The organism is Shouchella hunanensis, from assembly GCF_028735875.1.
Classification (GTDB): domain Bacteria; phylum Bacillota; class Bacilli; order Bacillales; family Bacillaceae_D; genus Shouchella; species Shouchella hunanensis.
Genome location: NZ_CP117834.1, coordinates 3,371,342 through 3,392,842 on the forward strand (window position 1 = coordinate 3,371,342; position 21,501 = coordinate 3,392,842).

General features: G+C 40.3%; 16 protein-coding genes. 13 read left to right on the plus strand and 3 right to left on the minus strand.

All coding sequences use genetic code 11. The features are described 5' to 3' along the window. The first annotated feature begins 483 nt into the window (after positions 1 to 483). From PQ477_RS17420 to PQ477_RS17460, 9 genes are all read left to right on the plus strand, one after another. Positions 484 to 1,737, plus strand: coding sequence for an extracellular solute-binding protein (locus PQ477_RS17420; protein ID WP_035396410.1), 1,254 nt, complete (start codon positions 484 to 486; stop codon positions 1,735 to 1,737). Between the two features lie 57 nt (positions 1,738 to 1,794). Further along, entirely contained in the window at positions 1,795 to 2,679 is an 885-nt protein-coding gene (locus PQ477_RS17425) for a carbohydrate ABC transporter permease (RefSeq protein ID WP_035396408.1), read from the plus strand. Continuing rightward, complete coding sequence (locus PQ477_RS17430; RefSeq protein ID WP_246117164.1) at positions 2,679 to 3,593, plus strand: carbohydrate ABC transporter permease; 915 nt, start codon at positions 2,679 to 2,681, stop codon at positions 3,591 to 3,593. Before PQ477_RS17425 ends, PQ477_RS17430 begins: the two co-directional genes overlap by 1 nt. A 27-nt stretch (positions 3,594 to 3,620) precedes the next feature. Continuing rightward, positions 3,621 to 5,147: a beta-N-acetylhexosaminidase gene (gene nagZ / locus PQ477_RS17435; protein WP_035396407.1), complete on the plus strand. Its 1,527-nt coding sequence runs from the start codon at positions 3,621 to 3,623 to the stop codon at positions 5,145 to 5,147. Between the two features lie 26 nt (positions 5,148 to 5,173). Then, the gene (locus PQ477_RS17440; RefSeq protein ID WP_274272565.1) at positions 5,174 to 6,331 is read left to right on the plus strand and encodes an ROK family protein; all 1,158 of its coding nucleotides are present in this window, start codon (positions 5,174 to 5,176) and stop codon (positions 6,329 to 6,331) included. Between the two features lie 375 nt (positions 6,332 to 6,706). Beyond that, positions 6,707 to 8,245: an AbgT family transporter gene (locus tag PQ477_RS17445; protein ID WP_144558878.1), complete on the plus strand. Its 1,539-nt coding sequence runs from the start codon at positions 6,707 to 6,709 to the stop codon at positions 8,243 to 8,245. Positions 8,246 to 8,268: 23 nt separating this feature from the next. Then, entirely contained in the window at positions 8,269 to 9,462 is a 1,194-nt protein-coding gene (locus tag PQ477_RS17450; protein ID WP_035398762.1) for a M20 metallopeptidase family protein, read from the plus strand. Positions 9,463 to 9,465: 3 nt separating this feature from the next. Beyond that, on the plus strand, positions 9,466 to 10,758 hold the full coding sequence (locus PQ477_RS17455) for an amidohydrolase (protein WP_274272566.1): 1,293 nt from the start codon (positions 9,466 to 9,468) through the stop codon (positions 10,756 to 10,758). 35 nt (positions 10,759 to 10,793) lie between these two features. Beyond that, entirely contained in the window at positions 10,794 to 12,110 is a 1,317-nt protein-coding gene (locus tag PQ477_RS17460; RefSeq protein WP_274272567.1) for a hypothetical protein, read from the plus strand. 33 nt (positions 12,111 to 12,143) lie between these two features. On the opposite strand, the gene PQ477_RS17465 is transcribed toward PQ477_RS17460, so the two are convergent. Then, the gene (locus PQ477_RS17465; protein ID WP_274272568.1) at positions 12,144 to 13,070 is read right to left on the minus strand and encodes a helix-turn-helix transcriptional regulator; all 927 of its coding nucleotides are present in this window, start codon (positions 13,068 to 13,070) and stop codon (positions 12,144 to 12,146) included. A 379-nt stretch (positions 13,071 to 13,449) separates the two neighbouring features. Between PQ477_RS17465 and putP the strand changes: the two genes are divergently transcribed. Next, entirely contained in the window at positions 13,450 to 14,964 is a 1,515-nt protein-coding gene (gene putP, locus PQ477_RS17470) for a sodium/proline symporter PutP (protein ID WP_274272569.1), read from the plus strand. 123 nt (positions 14,965 to 15,087) lie between these two features. Continuing rightward, on the plus strand, positions 15,088 to 15,483 hold the full coding sequence (locus tag PQ477_RS17475; RefSeq protein ID WP_060705932.1) for a hypothetical protein: 396 nt from the start codon (positions 15,088 to 15,090) through the stop codon (positions 15,481 to 15,483). A 47-nt stretch (positions 15,484 to 15,530) separates the two neighbouring features. Here PQ477_RS17475 and PQ477_RS17480 read toward each other — a convergent pair whose 3' ends face one another. Continuing rightward, positions 15,531 to 16,766 carry a pyridoxal-phosphate-dependent aminotransferase family protein gene (locus PQ477_RS17480; protein ID WP_144558883.1) on the minus strand — a complete coding sequence of 412 codons (1,236 nt, stop codon included), beginning with the start codon at positions 16,764 to 16,766 and terminating at the stop codon, positions 15,531 to 15,533. Positions 16,767 to 16,778: 12 nt separating this feature from the next. Continuing rightward, a complete protein-coding gene (gene allC / locus PQ477_RS17485) occupies positions 16,779 to 18,011 on the minus strand; it encodes an allantoate deiminase (RefSeq protein WP_274272570.1) in 1,233 nt (410 codons plus the stop codon). A 148-nt stretch (positions 18,012 to 18,159) separates the two neighbouring features. Here allC and PQ477_RS17490 point away from each other — a divergent pair, with 148 nt between their 5' ends. Continuing rightward, positions 18,160 to 19,785, plus strand: a complete 1,626-nt coding sequence (locus tag PQ477_RS17490; protein WP_144558885.1) for a PucR family transcriptional regulator — start codon at positions 18,160 to 18,162, stop codon at positions 19,783 to 19,785. A gap of 261 nt (positions 19,786 to 20,046) precedes the next feature. Then, positions 20,047 to 21,486 carry a YfcC family protein gene (locus PQ477_RS17495; protein WP_274272571.1) on the plus strand — a complete coding sequence of 480 codons (1,440 nt, stop codon included), beginning with the start codon at positions 20,047 to 20,049 and terminating at the stop codon, positions 21,484 to 21,486. Positions 21,487 to 21,501 lie beyond the last annotated feature (15 nt).

The following is a 21,501-nucleotide window of genomic DNA, read 5'->3' on the forward strand; positions in this document are numbered from 1 at the left end:
AAAGTTTTTGTGAAAGAGCTTCACTTTAGCTGAGAGAAACACAATGGAAGACATGTGGATTAATGGAAATAATAACCGCAAACAAGGTAATTGATAAAATAATAACGTAAGTGAGAGACATAGATGATAAATGAAGGGTACGCTTGATAGAATCATCGTTTTTTAAAACAGATCGAATGAAGAAAGTAGGTTCTTTCAACTGGTTCTCTATCAACCATTTAACACAAGGATAGGTCTGATGAAAACAAAGAGTAAGGGTAGAATTAGAAGTTTATATGTTTGAACTCTAGTATAACAAAAAGTCGGAAAAGAATAAATAAAAGGATTGAATTGAAAGCGCTTGATATTAGAAAATAAAAATTTAATTGACAATTAAAAATGAATCAACTACAATTACCTCATCTTCTACTGGACAAACCGCTTAGTCTTCCTACATTTAATTAATACGTCCATTGGAAAAATTAATTAGGGGGAATTAAAAAAATGAAGAAATATCTAAAGTATGCGGCAATGTTTGGTGGCTTAACCATGATGCTTACTGCATGTAATAGCGGAAGTGAGGAAGGAAGTGCAACAAGCGGAGAGGAAGAAGTCACACTTGATTTCTGGTTTTTCACTGGTGAAGATGATCCAAACGGTGAAAATACGATTAACCCAGTGATTGATTCGTTTATTGAAGAAAATCCAAACGTTCAAGTCAACTTGCGACAGCTAACATGGGATAACGGTCTTGAACAAATTACCACTGCATTTGCAGGAAACTCCGTACCGGATGTGATTGAACTTGGTGATACGTGGTTTGCGAACTTTGTAGAAGAGGGCGTACTTGCAAATGTGTCTGACTTAGTAGAACCCATTTACAACAATCACGTAAACTGGGATACCGTTACATACCAAGATGAAGTTTATGGCATGCCATGGTTAATGTCATCACGAGCCATGTATATAAATACAGATTTATTTGAAGAGGCAGGATTAGATCCAAATCGTCCGCCAGAAAATTGGGATGAAATGCTAGAATACGCGAAGCAAATAGAAGAACGTACAGATGCATCTGGATTTGGTATACATGCCGGTGAACCAGAAGCGACCTGGCATTATTTTATGGCAACGGCATGGAGTAATGGAGCAGACGTTTTAAATGAAGATCATACGGCAAGCACGATCAATTCTCCAGAAATGATTGAAGCCCTTGAATTTTATAAAGAAATGAGTAACTACTCGCTTGTTTCTCAAAGTGAAGTCATTGATAGTGAATTCCGAGCTGGGAATATTGGCATGTCATTTTCTGGTGCTTGGGGTGTGTTTTCCATACCAAGAGATGCACCGGAATTGAACTTTGATGTTGCACCAATTCCTGATGGCGCACAGTCTACAGCTTCTAGCTTTGCTGGTGGTGAAATTTTAGTTATTCCTGAGGGTTCGGATCAAAAGGAAGAAGCGTTTAAATTGATGCAACATGTGGCGTCTGAAGAGCAAGCCCTTGATCATATGCAGCGAATTGGCTCTATGTTTGCAGCTGTCCCAGGAGTAGAAGAGCATGCGTTTTTTGATGAACATCCACAGCTTTCTGTTTTTGCTGGTCAGTTAGAAAGTGCGAAGTCATCTCCAGCTATTACAGAATGGCAGTCCATTAGTCGACATGTTGTCGAAGCAGTTGAGCAGACGCTACTCAATAATGTTGATCCGAAAGAATCTTTAAATCAAGCACATGACAAGATTGAAAATGAGCTTTAAGAAAATTGAAATCCCTCGTACTATGCGAGGGATACCCTTTTTCATGGAGGTGTAGCGATGCAAACTTGGACGGAAATGAAGCGTAACAAGATGGCATATGTCTTTTTGTTGCCTTGGTTCTTATTATTTGCTGTATTTAGTGTATACCCATTAATACAATCCTTTATTTATAGTTTTCATGATGTGAAAATTTTGCGAGGCGAGATGGATTTTGTAGGGTTAGAAAACTATCGTAATTTACTACAAGACCCGGTTTTTGGCAGAGCGCTGTTAAACACCTTTATTTATGTTGTAGGTACGATTCCTTTTACCGTCTCCATCGCGCTAATTTTAGCGCTTGCAGTTAATCAACGAATTCCATTTAAAAACTTTTTCCGAGTAGGCTTCTTTTTACCGACGGTTACGTCTATTATTGTTGTCTCAATGATGTTTAATTTCATGTATTCACCATCGGGTTTTCTAAATATGGTGTTAAATCTCTTTCATTTACCAACGATGAATTGGTTGATGGATACAAGAACCGCGCTTGCATCGTTAATGGGGTTGTCTGTCTGGATGTCTTGCGGTTTTTACATGTTAATATTCTTAGCGGGGTTACAATCGATACCGAAAGATTTATATGAAGCAGCAACGGTTGACGGCGCTTCAAGATGGAAGCAATTCTGGCATGTAACACTCCCGCATATTCGTCAAATTGCCATAGTTGTTATTGTTATTAATACGATCAACACGTTTCAAGTATTTCCAGAAGTGTACACGTTGACAAGCGGTGGTCCGTTAAATGCGACAACCACTATCGTATTCTATTTGTATGAAGAAGCGTTTAAGCAGTTCCAGTTTGGCCCAGCGTCAGCCACTGCTTATGTGCTGTTCGTTATTATTATGGGAATTTCACTCTTGATGCTAAAGATAATGGGGATTAATAAGGGGGTTGGAGATTAATGAATCAGCCATCTCACCAGCCAAAAGCACCGCTTCTAATGCAGGAACAAGTAGCGCCTATTCCTCCAAAAAAGAAGCCTAAAAGAAAGCTATTTGATTACAAACCGAGGGAAATTTTACTATTCTTCCTTTTGTTTATTCCATTGAGTGTAATGCTAATCCCGTTTTTGTATATGGTCAGTATTTCAATTAAGACGGATGGGGTTGTTCTAAGAACGCTTGCAGATATTCTTCCAAGAAACCCTTCCTTCGATAATTATGCGACGGTACTTGCAAACGGAAACTTCGCTCGCTACCTAGGGAATAGTTTATTTGTTTCTTCTTCTATTGTGATCGGAAATGTGTTTTTTTGTACAATGGTAGGCTACACGTTTGCGAAAATGACGTTCCCAGGGAAAAATATGATATTCATTTTAGTTCTTACAAGCTTTATGATTCCATTTCAAGTAACCATGATTCCTGTTTTTCAATTAATGCAAAACATTGGCTGGATTGATACGTATAAAGCGCTTATTGTGCCAACCCTAGTGACACCTTTTGGGATATTCTTAATGCGCCAATACATTTCGGGATTACCTGATGAATTGATCTACGCGGCAAAAGTCGATGGAGCTTCCGAATTTCGGATTGTTTGGCAAATCATTTTTCCACTAGCGAAACCGATTGTTGCTGTACTGGTCATTATGACATTTCTGAACTCGTGGAATGACTTCCTTTCACCACTTATTTTAACAACGTCACCAGAGATGAGGACAATTCCCCTTGGTCTAGCAGAATTTAGTTTCTTAAACAATACGAATTGGGGGCATTTAATGGCGGCCTCGGTCGTATCCTTATTACCAGTGTTTATTATTTTTGTGTTTTTCCAAAAGCAAATTATATCTGGCCTTGTGTCAGGTGCCATTAAAACCTAAAGCTCCATTTGAAAAGAGGGATGAGACATGGAGACGAAAGTAGTGAAACGCTTAACGATACGTGAAAAGGTAGGGATGTTGTTCTCAATGGGTGCTCCAAGTAACAGCATTGATCAAAAATTTCATCAGCGTTTTGATGAGTTGCCTTTTGGAGGCATGAGCATTTATCCCTATAACATTGAACATAAAGAGCAATTACTAGCGCTCTTCAATGATGTGCAGCATTTTTACAAGCAGAAGGGCTATGAACATCCATTTCTAATGGCCCTTGATGAAGAGGGAGGGACTCTGTCTACGCTTGATCGATTCTATCCCTCCGTACCAGGGAATCGTGCGCTAGGGTTAAAAGATAATCCTGAGCTCGCTTATGAGAATGGGAAATTATTAGGCAGCATGATGAATGCATGTGGTATTGCAATTGATTGGGCGCCTATTTTAGATGTCAATACGAATCGCAAGAATTCCGTTATTGGTGTTCGAAGCTACGGGGAGGATACGAGACTTGTTAGCGAATATGGCGCAAAATACATACAAGGAATTCATGAAGCTGGCGTAGCGGCAACAGCTAAGCATTTTCCTGGTCATGGGGAGACAGAAGCCGATTCCCATCTAGGTTCTGTTGTCTGTAGTTTAAAGGAGGAAGATCTATTCAATAAATTAATTCCGCCATTTGAACGAGCCATTGAAGCAGGTGTTGATGCCATTATGGTTAGCCATGTTATTTATGATCAAGTTTCTCAGTCTAACGGTTTGCCAGCAACCATGTCGCATTATTGGATGACGAACATTCTTCGCGATAAGCTTGGTTTTAAAGGAGTTATTTGTACGGATGACATGGAAATGAGTGCGATTAAAGATCATTTTCCTGCAAAAGATATTGGCGCACTTGCTATTGAAGCTGGAGTAGACCAGCTGTTAATTTGTCACTCTCCATCGTTCCAGCAAGAGGTATTTCAAGGCCTAGTGCAAGCGGTCGAAACAGGTAGAATTAAAGAGGAACGAATTGATGAGTCGCTTGCACGATTATCGACATTGAAGAAGGCTATTCAAACGTATCGCAATAAGGCGATGCCAATTCCGGAACAAATGTGGAAAGAAAAAGCCCTTGAGCTCTCAAAAAAGAGTCTTCATCTTGAACGAGATCCGAAAAAGTTGCTTCCATTAAAAAAGGATCTTTCCTATGCCCTGATTTTGCCTAATCTTGAAGCACTAACACCTGCTGATTCAACCGGTGGGAAACGAGTAACACTAGAAAGTAAACTCGTTGATTTACAAGTAGAAACCTTTTCGCTATCATTAAAACCAACGAATCAAGAGATTGATCAAGTCATAAAGAAAGTCGATGCGAAAGATGTTGTCATAATTGGCACCGTTAATGCTCATTTATTTCATGAACAGCAAACGCTATTGCATCGGTTACATCATAAAGACTGTATCGCGCTTGTCTTACGTGATCCATATGATCTAGATGTCATCCCTATTGAACAAACAGTTATGCTCATTTGTTCTACTGGTGAATCTAGTATGGAAGCTTTTGCGCTTAGGTACAGTTAGAACGGTAAGGAATGGAGTGGAGTTAGATGCAAGCAAGACAAGGAAATCAAAAATTATTAAAACAGTTTAATAAATCAAAACTATTAAACCTGGTTAATCATCTTGCGCCAATTTCCAGAACAGACCTTGTTCAAAAAACAGGCTTAAGCCCTACAACGGTTTCCTCGTTAATAGAAGAGAGCTTACTCGACGGCGTCCTAATTGAAACGGGCTCGGTTGGGGAAGGGGTAGGAAGAAAGGCAACTTTACTGGAAATTAATGCGCACGGAGGCGTCGTAATTGGAGTGGACCTCAGTTTTGCGACAGAATTAACACTATTGAACTTGCGAGGTGAATTGTTGACGACGGAGCGGATGGACGAATTGTCAGGTGAGGGACTATCGGACCTGCCTCACTTATTGGACGCGTTTATTACGAAGCATCAGATTAAGCGGGATCACATAAAAGGTATAGGGTTATCGCTACCTGGAATTCTCGATGAAGAGCGGAAAAAAATTGTTTTTTCCTATAATTTGAATGTGAGAAATTACCCGTTATTTGATCTTGTCACAAATGCATTTCAAGTCCCCGTTCATCTCGTTAATGATGTCAATGCAGCAGCTTTTGCTGAACAATATAGTGGGCAAGCAGTTGGGTGTCATAGTTTAGTGTATACGTTACTTAGTCAAGGTGTCGGAACAGGTATTATCTTGAGAAACGAGATCTATAATACCGGAGAGACAGGCAACTCTATTTTGGCAAGCGATTGTTCAGGGGACGAATCCATTTTTCATCCTCTCAATATTTATTCCATTCACAATCTATCAAAAGGCATCAGAGAGCGCCATCCCGAAGAGTTTGCCCATCTAACAGAGAATGAGGCTGTCATTGATCACTTTTTTAATCGAGCTTTTACCGACATAGAGGAGCCCTTTTACAGTGAAGCAAAGCGAATGGCTCATGACATTGTGACGTTGCTATGCAATTACGCCTTGCTGCTTCAACCAGAAAAAGTATTGGTTAACGGCTGGGTTGCGAAACAAGATTTGTTTTTCCAATATATGTTACAAGTTTTAAATGGGCTTGAGAAAACGACCAATGTGCCAATCCAGTTAGAGAAATCTTATTGGAGAGAGAAAGGCCCCTCCCTTGGGGCTGCAAGACTTGCGTTGCATCATATTTTCAAAGAGATGCAATTTTCTTAGGGTGAAAAATGAGGACTAGGTGTTAACGACAGATATAAATTGTGTGGTCATACGTATCTCGTTACCTCTATCTACCTGTACTTGTATTTACGAGCTATAGTGTGACTTACTACTAGACAGATCCTTTTTAATAGACGCTTCTATAAGAGGCGTCTTATTTTGGTTTGCTTTTAGTGCCTGACGTTTCGGTTTTAAGAGCTACTTCTAACATCAGCTAAATCGTTTCTCCATCATTCATCACTTTCTAATAGACTTTTTTATATTCTATGGAAGATTTTCTGATTTTTATAAAGACATATTCGACAAAAAGTGCTATATTCAATTTTAAGTTTTAAGGAATATAAAAAGACATGTCCGAAAATGGTGGTGTAAAAAATGAATGATTTAAGACAGAACAAGACGATTGGTTCAAGATTGCTAGATACAGTTGAGCGAGTCGGGAATAAGTTACCGCATCCATTTATGTTATTCTTATACTTAGCGGTAGCAGTAATTCTTTTTTCATGGTTCATTGCAAGTCTTGGGGTTTCTTTTATTCATCCTGGAACCGGTGAGGAAACGACGGTTAACAGTCTTGTGTCAGCAGAAGGATTTATGTACATACTAGATTCAATGATTTCAAACTTTATCGGCTTTACGCCACTAGGGCTCGTGCTAACAATGATGCTTGGGATTGGACTTGCGCAACAAGTCGGACTAGTCGAAACGTTTATTAAAAGTACGATTTTAAGGGCACCAGCAAAATTAGTAACAGTCGCTGTTGTAACAACCGGTATTATAGGAAACATCGCTTCAGATGCGGCTTACGTACTCGTTCCACCCCTTGGTGCGATGATCTTTTATGCGATCGGTCGACATCCTTTAGCGGGTATGGCGGCAGGCTTTGCTGGGGTAGGCGCAGGCTTTACAGCCAACTTCCTTCCTGCAGGTACAGATGTTCTTTTGTCTGGTATTTCGACGGAAGTCGTTCAAACCATGAACCCTGATATGGTCGTTCATATGACCGATAACTACTTTTTTATGTTTATTTCATCTATTATGCTTATTATTATTTGTACGGTTATTACAGAAAAAGTAATTGAACCAAGACTTGGAAAATTTAATCCTGCATACGGAGCGAAAGAATATGTCGATCAAGAATTAGAGAAAGTGGGACCAAAAGAAACGAAAGCATTGCTTATAGCGGTTTTTACTGGATTTCTTTATTTAGCGATAGTTTCATTCTTTATTGTTCCAGAAAGTGGCATTCTCCGAGGTGAAGGTGGAAGCATTGTTCCTTCGCCATTTATTAGCAACATCGTCCCTATTATTTTGTTCTTGTTTTTAACCGTATCAATTGCTTATGGCGTTGCAGCTGGTGTTATTAAATCAACTCGTGATGTGCCAGAAATGATGGCAGAAGCGATTAAAAGTATGGCAGGTTACATTGTATTAATCTTTGCAGCAGCTCAATTTATTGCTTATTTTGATTGGAGTAATATTGGTGTTTGGATTGCTGTAAGTGGTGCGGAATTTTTAGAAAGTGTCAATATGACCGGTATAGGTGTGCTCGTTGCTTTTATCTTTTTAACAACATTACTAAATTTGTTTATTTTTAGTGGATCCGCTCAATGGGCGCTCATGGCACCGGTTTTTATTCCGATGTTTATGCTACTAGACTACCATCCTGCGCTTGTTCAGTTAGCCTATCGAATTGGGGATTCATCAACGAGTGTTATAACGCCAATGAATCCATATGTGCCAATGGTTCTCGCATTTATGAAAAAATATGATTCTCGTTCGGGCTTTGGGACGTTATTTTCGATAATGCTTCCATATACACTTGTCATTTTGGCGCTTTGGATTGTTCTGTTCCTCGTCTGGACATGGTTTGGACTACCAATTGGTCCTGGCGTAACAGATTATAAAGGGTAGCGCAAGAAAAGAGGAGAGATGAGATGTTCTACAAATCAGCAACAGCCATTCACGAGCAAGTGATCGAGTGGCGACGTCACCTTCATCAATATCCTGAGTTAAGTCATGAAGAGAAAGAGACACGGGAATTTATTTGCCGTGTCTTGGATGATGCAGGAATTGCCTATGAAACAATGAAAGCAAGTTATGGGGTTATTGGTATAATTAAAGGAGAGAAACCTGGCAAGACGGTTGCTCTTCGCGCAGATATGGATGCCCTGCCAATTCGTGAAACAAATGACGTTCCATATCGATCAAAGAAAGAGCGAGTTATGCACGCGTGTGGCCATGATGCACACACGGCGATGTTACTTGGAACAGGGGTAACCTTGCAAGAGAATAAAGATGAAATAGCTGGAACCATTTTGCTACTATTTCAACCGGCTGAGGAAGATGCACCTATTGGTGGTGCACAAGCAATGATGGAAGATCCGGCGTTCCTTCAGTGGAAACCAGATGCTATCTTTGGCCAGCATGTTTGGCCAGATTTACCTGTTGGTCAGATTGGTGTACGAGACGGGGCAATGATGGGTAACTCGGATCGGTTTTCAATTGTTATTAATGGTAGAGCTGGGCACGCAAGTATGCCACACCAAGGTATTGATGCAATTGTTGTAGCCAATCAAGTGATGTCGAGCTTGCAAACGATTGTAAGTCGGAACGTAGATCCGCTAGATGCTGCTGTTATTACAGTTGGCAAAATTACTGGTGGAGATCGGTACAATGTGATTGCGAGCGAGGTTGTGTTAGAAGGAACCGTTCGCACGCTTTCATTGGCAGTGCGTGAACAGGTTGAAAAGCGATTAGTGAGCCTTGTTGAACAGGTTGCAGCTGGTCTCGGAGCGAAAGCGTCTGTAACGTATCAAAAAGGATATGTCTCAACTATTAATACAAGTAAATGGGCAAGTCATATTAAAGAACAAGCGAGACACTTATTCGGCGAGGGAGCAGCACCGGATATAGATCCAAGTCTTGCAGGAGAGGATTTTGGCCGGTTTTTACAAACGTACCCAGGTGCGTATTTTTGGTTAGGAACGGCGATTAAGGAAAGATCAGTTCAAAGTCCGCTTCATGATGCGTCTTTTGATATTGATGAAGAAGCGCTTGTATACGGTGTCAATTTAATGGCTACAACAGCAGTTACGGCTTTAGAGCAACTCAAAAGAGAGGAGAGCTAGCCTATGAGAAACGAGATTGATCAATGGGTGAAACAAAAAGAATCAGACATAAAAACATGGCGTCAAGAGATGCATAAAATCGCCGAAGTTGGTTTCTGTGAGTACGAAACGACTTATTATATTTTTCAACAGCTGGAGGGGCTTGGCTTTACCCTTCATACAGGTCGCGCAGTGATGAACGAAGAAGCACGTTTTGGTGTTCCGAGTGAAAAAGAATTGGCAAAACATGAAGAACGAGCGTTAGCGAATGGTGTGCCTGCGGCTTTTCTTGAAACGATGAAAAACGGCTTTACAGGTGTCATTGCTGTTCTCGAAACAGAAAAAGAAGGACCCCACACGGCGATGCGATTTGATATTGATGCGCTTCCTATTGAAGAAGAGATAGCAAATGAACATATTCCTGCTAAGAACGGCTTTCGGTCACGTAATGACGGAATGATGCATGCATGTGGACATGACGGACATGCAGCCATTGGGTTGGGAATAGCAACGTTTCTGTCAACGTGGAGAGGTCACTTATCAGGAACGTATACGCTTATTTTCCAACCGGCTGAAGAAGGAAGCAGAGGTGCTAAAGCCGTTGTTGAAAACGGCTGGCTTAATGGCGTGAATTCTTTTTTAAGCGGACATCTTGGCATACGTTCTCAACCGGTAGGGACGCTTGTCTCTGGTGCAACCAATATATTAGCGACAACGAAAATTGACGCTCGTTTTACTGGGAAAACGGCCCATGCTGGAATGGAACCGCATAAAGGAAAAAATGCAATGCTAGCGGCAGCAACAGCTGTTTTAAACTTGCATGGCATTTCTCCACACGGGGAAGGTGAAACCCGTTTAAATGTTGGTCGCTTTGATGCCGGGAGTGGAAGAAATATCGTTCCTGGCGAAGCGTTCTTACAGCTTGAAACGAGAGGGAAGTCTACTACTGAAAATGCGTATATGAAAGAGGAAGCCGTTCGTCGTTTAGAGGGTGCGGCTCATATGTATGATGTAGCTCTAGAGTATGCCATTGTTGGAGAAGGACTCGCGGCGGAAACAGATCAATATTTTATTGATAAAATTCCTAACGCTACGCAGAAGAGTCAGTTTGTTAACGAAGTAAAAGACCTCATGCCATTAAATGGTTCGGAGGATGTAACGTATATGATGCGTCATGTTCAAGATCAAGGTGGATCTGCATGCTATATGATTTTTGGAACACCACTTGCTGCTGGCCATCACCATAAACAGTTTGACTTTGACGAGGATGCGTTACTCGTTGCTGTTAGTGCGCTTGCTCATCTAATCATTGAATAGGTTGTAGATGCCTTTAATTTGAAAGAAGGAATTGTATGACAACGCAGATTGGTTTAGTTGGGCCAAAAGATTCGGTACGACAAATGCAGCGGATTATTAAAGAATACCCGAATTTTGTCGCTGTGCCGATTATTTATAAAGAACTAGAAGAAGCTCCTACCTGCTTAAATCAGACGAATGTGACGATTGATCAATGGTTATTCTCTGGCCAAGCGCCTTTTTCTTTATGCTTGCAAAAAGGACTAATTACGAAAGAAAACGCATGGTTCGTTCCCCATGAGGGGTCAAGCTTATTAGGAACATTTTTAAAAGCTTTCTACCATACAGAACAAAAACATACTCATGTTAGCCTAGATACGATCTCCCCTGAATATACAAATTGGTTAATAAGCGAATTTTCCTTAGCCCATTTATCAATTACGCTCTTTGATTATCCGGACTATGTAGAAGAGGACAAATTGATCGCTTTTCATAAAGAAGCCTTTAGAACTGGAAAAGCAACGCTCGCTTTAACGTGTTTAAGAGGGGTCTATCGTGCATTAAAGCAGTTAGGGATACCGTGTTACCGCATTAAGCCTGCAGAACCAGTGACACGGAACATTTTAGGAAGAATTCAAGAACGAGTAAATTTTCTATATGTAAAAAAAGCTCAAATTGCGGTTGTTGGCGTACTTGTCTCGTTCACGCAAACAGAGCAGAAGGAAATTGCCTATTCGTATAAATTAAAGCATCAAGAGCTACTCGTCAGAAAAAGACTGCTAGACTATGCAGAGTCTTTACAAGGGTCCTTTTTAGAGCTCGGTAATGGTTATTTTGAAATATTCACGACCCGTGGTGAGATTGAAGACCAAGGGTGGCCATATGAAATCATTGAAGATATCAAACAGGCGGCTAAACTAACGGTTTATTTGGGTGTTGGGTACGGTCGAACGGCTCTTGCCGCATCTAAACACGTACAAGTCGCGATTGATTACAGTAAGCGAGCAGAAGACGATATGATTGTGTTAGTTGACGAAGAGAAGCATGTATCAGAAGCAAAACGAAATGAAGAAACTCTTCATTATCAACAAGTACAGCTAGGTCACCATGTTGCAAATATAGCCGTTAGCCCAGCGACGATTTCTCGTCTCTATGCAAAAGTATCTCAACAAACCTATACTTATTTCTCGTCACAGGATGTGGCGTCTTGGCTGAACAGTACTGAGCGAAATGCCAGACGCATTTTACACGCACTGGAAAAAGGGAATGTCATTGAGCAAGCAGGGGAAGAGCAATCTGGAAGACGAGGAAGACCAAGAAGAGTTTATCAATTTAAAAGTAAACCTACTAACAACCAAGCCACCCATGTTTAAAAGTAAACAGGGTGGCTTCTGTGTATTCCGTTTTTAATCTTCCGACATAGATTCAGTTGGCTTCAATTTTGATAGCGTATGTTCAATGATTGATACGAGCTTCTGATTGTCTTGTAATGTAACAATAACAAGTGATTTCTCAATGTAATCAATACCTTGCTGTGTATTTCCTAACAAGGAATGAGTGTAGCCGATTTGATAGAGGGCATCTCCTAATAAGGAAAGATGATTGCTAGATACCGATAGATCTAATGCAGCTTTGGCATGGCGTAATGCTTTATCGTACTCTTTTTTACGGTTGTAAACATTTGATAAATTGAAGTGTATTTTAGTCATTACTTCATAGACAGACGAATCGGTTTCTAATTCTTGGATCTTCTCTAAACATTCGAGTAACATGTATTCGCTTTCACTATAGTGTTCTTCTTCATAATAAATACTTCCTAAGCTTAATTCAAGCTCTACTCGCTGGACTAAATCAGCTTTTTGATTGGTCGTTTGTAAATCAAGTGCACGTGTATATATACTAATAGCTTCGTCAACGTTCTTTCTTTCATAGTAGCTGCAAACGGCTTCGTGCCACAATAAATATTGCCTTTCTGCATTTGATAAATGGACGGACTTGTTCTTTTCATTTTCTACAATATAGTTGAGCGCAGCGTAATCACGTCTTGTTTTTAGATTTTTGATTATCTTGCTTACTTCCGACTGACGAATATCTTTAGATGTCGGTAAATGCTCACTATTCTCTTGTCCGTATAAATAGCTCATTGTTACACCTAAGCGCTCACTTAATTGAAAAAGAATGTTTGATGACGGGTTCTCTTTCCCATTCTTCCCCTCAATATTGCTAATAACACCTTGTGTACAAATGCCTTTAGCTAATTCACTTTGTGTATAGCCTCTCATTTTTCGAATGGTTCTTAATCTTTCACCTAATACAAGTGTTTGTTTTTGCATCAGATTCTCCTTATAAAGAATTTACTAATAATTATATCATAATAATGAATGATGTTAATATTAACGTGTTGATAAAAAAGCAGTTTCTAGAAGGTGAACTCGACATTTATTGGGAGTATTAGAAAGAATAAAGGAGGAATTAGAAGCTTTTAGTAGATTCACAGAGCTGAGTTGTTTTGACTAAGAGAGGCTCATTCTAATTCTGTTTAATGTACAATCAAACCGTTCGATTTTTATATTGGAGGGATGCTATGATAATGCAGTGCTTCTGGGGAGCAATTCTTAAAAATATGAGCAACTGACGAATAGCAATAAGAAAGGGAAATCTCGTTAGGGCTGACCTTAATCGAATAAGGCAGTTTCTTTTTTTACAGAAAGGATGTCGATTCACATTTCAATGCAAATAATTGCAGCTATTATTGTTTATTTACTAATTATGATTTTAATCGGATGGTATGGGTACAAAAAAACAGCTAGTCACTCAGATTACACATTAGGTGGTAGAGGGCTTTCTCCTGGAGTGGCAGCTTTAAGTGCAGGAGCATCGGATATGAGCGGTTGGCTGATGCTAGCACTACCTGGCTCAATGTATTTAACAGGATTAGGTGCAGGTTGGCTAGCGTTAGGTCTTATTATTGGTGCATACTTAAACTGGATCCTCTTAGCTCCGCGACTGCGGATTTATACAGAAACGGCAAATAACTCCATTACGATTCCTGCTTTTCTTGAAAACCGTTTTATCGACTCAACTAAGTTATTGCGAATTCTATCAGGACTCATTATTATTTTCTTTTTTACCATTTATGTATCTTCTGGAATGGTATCAGGTGGTCGTGTATTTGACTCTTTGCTTGGTATTAATTATCACGTAAGCTTGTTGATTGTGGCTGGAGTTACGATTCTGTACACATTGTTTGGTGGATTTTTAGCGGTGAGCTGGACGGATGTTGTCCAAGGTGGTATTATGATGCTTGCTTTACTACTCGTTCCTGTTTTTGCCTTAGCCGAAGTAGGTGGTGTAACCACTACATTCGATCAGGTTCGTAGCATAGACCCGCAATTGCTAGATGTCTTTAGAGGTGTCACAATTATTACCATCATTGGTTCCCTTGCATGGGGGCTTGGTTATTTTGGACAGCCACATATTATCGTTCGCTTTATGGCGCTTCGTACAGCGAGAGAAGCAAAGCCTGCGCGCCGGATCGGGATGGCGTGGATGATTTTATCTATTGTTGGTGCGATGATGACAGGCTTAGTTGGTAGAGCTTATTTAAATAACGAAGGCATTTTTCTTAACCCTGATAACGATAGTCAGCATGAAACCGTTTTTGTCGTTCTTGGTGAAATGCTGTTCCATCCATTTATCATTGGATTTATTTTTAGTGCGATTTTGGCAGCTGTCATGAGTACAATCTCGTCACAATTACTTGTCACGTCAAGCTCTTTAACGGAAGATCTGTATAAGACGTTTTTGAAACGGAAACCAGCAGATCGTGAACTTATTTTCTTAGGTAGAGGAGCTGTTCTTATTGTTGCTCTGATTGCATTAGCTCTTTCTTGGAATCCAGATAGTTCGATTTTAGAACTTGTTAGCTACGCATGGGCAGGGTTTGGTGCAGCTTTTGGTCCTGTTATGCTTCTGAGCTTATATTGGAAAGGGATGACAAGATGGGGTGCGCTGGCAGGTATGCTTTCAGGTGCTGTTATGGTCATTGTCTGGGCAAATACAAATTTGTATCAATTACTTGGTATGAATGAACGTGTATATGAATTATTACCAGGCTTTATAATCGCTACCCTGATGATCGTTATTGTTAGTAAGTTTACGAAGAATGACCAACGTGTCGATCAAGGCTTTAAAGAGTTCAAAGAAGAATTAAAAGCGAATAAATAACGATGAGCCCTCCAATAGGTACTTATTGGAGGGGCTTTTATAGCATTTAAAAGATCTGGTGTTTGACTTTGGATCGAATGGGTAAAAATAGGATGGAGCTTAAAAGGAAAGGAAGTAGTCAGCATGAAGAGTTGGACACCGATGAGCATGATCCTTGTGACGGTAGTCGCTTTAACCGCTTGTAACACAACGAATGAGGAAGAGCCTGTTAATCAAAATAATGAAAGGGTAAACGAAAATCAACCTGTTGGTGAAGAAGACGAAACGAACACGATTGAAGGATTCAATGAGGAATGGACAGAAGTTGCCATTGTGCAAGAAGAGGTAGATGACACCATTACTCGTGTTGACATGCAAAATGATCGTGGTGGCAGTCGAGTCATCCTTTATTTCACAGATGAAGAGGGACCACGCTACAAATCAATACTCGTTAAAGAGGAGAGTCGTATAAAGATTATTTCTATTAACGAGGACGGTGAAGGGGAAATCTTTAATGAAGTTGTGGAAGATCAACTATAGTAAAAGGATAAATGCCACGGTGTAGAGAACTACACCGTGGCATTTTTTTATGAAGGAACGTTTACTATGGCTGACTCATAGTAAGCAAGCGCTGCTTGAACGGCTTTACCACTATGAACAGGCACATCTTTATAAAGCAGTGCTGCTTCAAGAGCTGAAAGTGCAAAAAGAACATTTTCTTTTCGACAGCTATACCCCATTGAACCAATACGCCAAATCTTCCCGTGCAATGGCCCAAACGAGCTTGCTATTTCGACTCCAAAATGAGTAAGCATAAATGAACGAACAGCGTCCGCATCCACTCCAGCTGGAACTGTGATGCAAGTGACGACAGGCAATTTATGTTCATGTTCTACGAAGAGATCAAGCCCCATCGCTTTTATTCCGGCCATAAGTGCTTGCTCGTGAAAAATGTGTCGTTCAAATCGATTCTCTAAGCCTTCATCCAGTAAAACACGAAGCCCTTCATGCAACCCATAAATCATAGATGTTGCTTCGGTGTGATGGTTTAATCGTCTAGGACTCCAGTAATCTTGTAGTTGACTAAGGTCGAAATAGTTACTTCGAATAACAGACCCTGAAAATGGTGTTGTTTGATCTTGATCTGTAGCAATGCCACGTTCTACTTTTTTTCGCCGGGCGATGACGGCTTCGGCACGGCTGTTATACGTGATAGGGGCCATACCCGAAGGTACAGATAAACATTTTTGAGTTCCGCCAATTGCTGCATCAATGAACCAGTCATCGACTTTAAACTCGACCCCGCCAATTGTAGCGACAGCGTCAACGACGAACAAGCAATCTTCTTCGCGACACGTCTTCCCAATGTTTTGTAGGGGCATGACACAACCAGTAGACGTTTCTCCATGTACACAGGCAACAATTTTTGGCTTTACTTTTTTGATTTCTTGGATGACATCATTCTCATCAAAAACGGTACCCCATTCGCATTCCATTGTGTGAACAGACGCATCCAACCGTTCGCAAATTTCAACAAGTAAGTGTCCAAAGCGACCGTATATAGGAACAAATACACGATCACCAGGCTCGATTAAACTCGTTAAAACGGCCTCAAGTCCAGAGCGTGAAGTACCATCAATAGGGAAGGCCCATTGATTATTTGTTTGGAACAAGTCCCTTAACATCTCCATTGTCTCGTTCATCATTTCGGTAAACGCAGGATCGAATTGACCTAATATTGGGGCGCTCATGGCTCTTAATACACGTGGCTCAGCTTCTACTGGACCAGGCGTCATTATGGTTCGCTTCGCTAATTGACTCATCGTATTCTCTCCTTATTTGTAAGCCAGTTGATAGATAACATGCTTTAATGCGCTGACACCAACTTGTAAGTCACTATGATTGGTAAATTCGTAAGGGGAGTGACTAATTCCCTTAACGCTTGGTACAAAGAGCAAGCAAGTAGGTACCGCAGCCCCTAGTATTTGAGCATCGTGACCAGCCCCGCTATACATATAGCGGTAGCTTAGCTGTTGTTGCTTTGCGTAGTCGTGAGCGATTGCTTGTAAAGATTCTTCCATATCGACTGGAACAACATCTGAATATTGTTGAACCGATATACCGACATCTGAGCCAGCCAGTTCCTTCACGAACGTATTGATATGTTCATGATACGTGTCCAGCGTGGTTGAACGATGGTGGCGGATATCAAGGGTGAAATCGACTTTTCCGGGAATGACATTCGGTGTATTAGGAGTGACGGTCATTTGACCAACCGTCGCTACGAAATGGTCATCCATCTCATGTCCGGTTTGGATGAGCTTATGTACGAGTTGACTCGCCACACTCATAGCATCTTTCCGTTTATTCATAGGAGTTGTACCCGCATGGTTGCTTTCACCAGTCACAGTGAAAATAAAACGTCTTTGCCCTACAATGCTTTTGACAATACCGAGGGTTTCACCCGCATCTTCTAAAATAGCTCCTTGCTCAATATGTAGTTCAACAAAACACGCTACATCATTCCTTAGCGGATCCTGAAAATGACCAAGTCCAAACCCTTTCTCATGCATTGCGTCAATAAACGATTTGCCATGGATATCGCGCACACTATGGTAGTCTTTGCCTTCGTGAATACCCGTTAATTTACCAGAACCCCAAAAGTTTAGAGGGAAACGGCTACCTTCTTCTTCGCAAAAAGCGATAACATCAATCGTACGTTTTGGTTGACCGTGTTCTTTTACTAATTCGGAAACGGCAACTAAGCTAGCGAGTACGCCATATGCGCCATCATACTTACCGCCATTTACAACCGTATCAATATGAGAGCCTGTTAAGACAGCAGGTTCTTCTTTGTTTGTTCCTTCTACACGCCCATATACATTACCAATATCATCAAAAAAAGGCGTTAGTCCTTGTTCGTCGAACCAATCCTTAATTGTTTGCTGAGCTTGAAACCACTCGCTCGTGTAAAGTAAGCGCGTGACGCCACCGTCGTCGGTTTGGCCGATCTTGGCTAAATCTTCAATCATCGTCTTTAACGATAATGTCGTTTGCCCTGTATTCATGATAGTCGCCTCACTTTGCTTTAAATTAAAAAAATGATTGAATCGTTGTACAATTGAGTGTACTGTTAAGTTACTTATAAAACATTGGAATATTTGCTATTTATATTGAAAACCATTGTGCATGTTAACTAAAGAATGGAGAGTTGGAATGAATATAGATATGTTTGTTCAATTACCAGAATTAAAACAGGCACGAATTGTAGCAGGGATTCGGGGCAAGACGCGAAAAATAAGCAATGTAAAAATGATGGATGCGCCTGATATTATTCATTATTTAACAAAGGGAGATTTGCTTGTCACGACTGCTTATCATTATGCTGGGAAGCCTGAACGATTATTAGAACTTGTAAAAGCAATGCATGAAAAAGGCTGTGCTGGATTAGGCGTAAAACAAGAACGTTTCCTTGGAGAAATTCCAGATGTTGTATTGGCTTATGCAGATGAAACAAGTTTTTCAATTATTGCGTTACCTGAACAAATTGGATTAAGTTATGTTGCTAATCAAGTGCTGAGTACCATTTTGGATCAGCGTACAAACGAACTGAAGACCGCACTTGATACACATCGAACGTTTTCAAATCACATCGTGAGTGGAAAAGGGTTACCTCATTTACTAGAGAATGTCGCTCAGTTGGTTGGTTCTCCTGTTTTGCTCATGAACGAACGGTGCCAACTATTATCTTCCTCTAACACTTCCAGCCCAGTTGTAAACGGAATGGAGTATTTACATCGTATGGGCTATGCGTTTTTCACAGACGGAAGTCGATATTCAAGCTTTACATTGTTAATGAATCAACCAAAGACGGTAACTGTATTTCCGGTTTACACCGATAAAGCGAAAAAAGGAATTCTCGTCATTCTAGGCTCTTTCCTACATGAAGAGCGTCAGTCGGTATTACTTGTGGAACAAGCGACGAATGTCATTGCATTTGAGTTAATGAAGGAAAACGCATTAAAGCAATACACGAAACGAGCAAAAAATGAATTTTTTCTCCACTACTTAAATGGTCAATATGCGTCAAAAGAAGAGGTCATTAACCGTGCAAAGGAATTTGGGCTCCATAACGATCGTCCGTATAAATGTGTGGCAGGAAGATTAGATCAAGAGGAATTAAATTTAGGCTTTAAAGACAACCATATTGAAAGTGAGAAAGTATTCGACTTCGTTGAAGAAGAATTATCGATCTTTCCATTTCAATCTCATTTATTTATAAAAGGAGAGATGTGCTTCATTTTATTAGAAGGGGAAGAAGGTGATACAACAGGTGAGTCGCTGCAGTCAATTGAGTTTGCACTGGAAATGATACAAGATCGTGTCGCCCTTCATTTTAAACGATCCATTTCATTTGGCTACAGTCACCTGTGTCGCCAATTTTGGGACGTGCAAGAAGCTCATAAAGAAGCCCTAAATGCGCTTCATTCGGGTCGTTTATCTGGAAATCGTCAGTTTGTTCAAGGATATCAAGCAAAAGACTTAGCGAAGCTTATTCGCATGATACCGCAGGAGGATTTAGTCGAGTTTTGCGATTTTAATTTAAAAAAATTAACGGAACCAGGTGTAACGGAAATGGCTCTCATTCAAACATTGGCTGTTTACCTTGAAACGCATTGTCAAATTTCTGAAACCGCAAAACGACTCTATGTTCATCGGAACACCATTATCTATCGTCTTGAGAAGATTGAAGAATTGTTAGGAAAAAGTTTAAAAGATCCAGATACAACCTTGCATCTACGGTTGGCACTTCGTATTCAGCATACACTCGAAACATCATAAGGCATGTGCGCTGAATCGGTAAGGGGAAACGTTGTGGCCAAATTCATGACGTTTCTTTCTGTATCAACCAAGACAATTGTAAGAAAATCTAACAAATGAGCGTGTAATTTTTTGCAACCTCTTCTCTATTTTTTTTAATAAATTGTACAGGGTATCTAATTTGAGAATTTGTTTTTAGCTAATATAACCAATGACCTTTCTTTAGTGCGTCAGTATGATGGTGAAATAAAACTGAAGCGAGTAAAGTGAGGGGATAACTAGATGGAACAACCGAAAAGTCAGGATATACATAAGCCAAGTCCATTAGAAAAGAAAAAAGATCGAATGCCTCATATCTACGTCTTGTTGTTTATTATTAGTGGGTTAGCAGCATTGCTTACTTATCTTATTCCAGCTGGTTCATTTGAACGTGTTCCAGGACCAAATGGACGTGAATCCATTGATCCGAATTCATTTGTGACGGTAGATGCCTCTCCGGTTTCATTTATGGATTTTATGTTAGCGATTCCTGTCGGTATGGCTAGCGCAAGTGAGATTATTTTCTTTACCTTTATCATTGGTGGAATGTTTATGGTGCTGCGACGAACGGAGATTATTGAAATCGGTGTCGATCGATTAGCCAGAAAATTTCAACATAAAAGCATTGCAGTTATTCCGGTATTGTTAACGCTCTTTGCAGTTGTTGCAACGACCATTGGCACACCTGAATTGTCTCTTGTTTATATTCCAGTATTAATTCCGCTCTTCATTTCACTCGGCTATGATTCAATGACAGCTGCTGGAATAGCATTAATATCAACTGCGCTAGGATTTACAGCTGGTGTAATGAACCCAGGAACTGTTGGAATCTCCCAACAAATTTCTGGACTCGAAACTTACTCGGGTTTTGGATTACGAGTTGTTGTGTTACTCGTAATCGTACTTATTGGAAGTTTCTATATTATGAGATATGCAAAAAAAGTAAAGCAAGATCCATTGAAAAGCTATACACACGAAGAAGATGAAATAAAGCGAGTTAAATATAAAGATGCCTTAAAGCAACCAGCTAAACGCGCAACGAAGCGGCAATTGGTTGCGATTGCAACATTGCCGATTTTCTTTGGTATACTTGTATATGGTGTAACGCAACTCGGTTGGTTTATGCTTGAAATGTCTGGCTTATTTATTTTTATGGGCATTCTGGTAGGAATCATTTCAGGGTTGTCGCTTACAAAAGTATGTGAAGCTTTTACAGAAGGTTTCAGAGAAGTGCTGATGGGCGCCATTATTATTGGGATTGCTAGGTCGGTTGCAATTGTGCTAGAAGAAGGACAAATTATGGATACGATTGTATATGGTCTTGGTAATCTTGTTGGCCAATTACCGAGTACGTTAAGTGCAATCGGCATGATGACGGTTCAACTTTTTATCAATTTCTTTATACCGTCGGGAAGTGGACAGGCACTCGTTACGATGCCTATTATGGCGCCTCTTGCAGATATGCTTGGTGTTACACGCCAAACGGCGATCTTAGCATTCCAATTCGGAGATGGCTTTGCTCATATTTTGTTCCCGACATCTGGTTACTTTATGGCAGCTTTAGTCATTGCCGGTATCGGCTGGACAAAGTGGGTGAAATTCTTTAGCCCGCTATTCTTTATCTACATGGGTGTTGGGGTTGTCTTTTTAATTTATGCACAGTTGACAGGATGGACTGGTTAAACGTTGGAGGAAAAA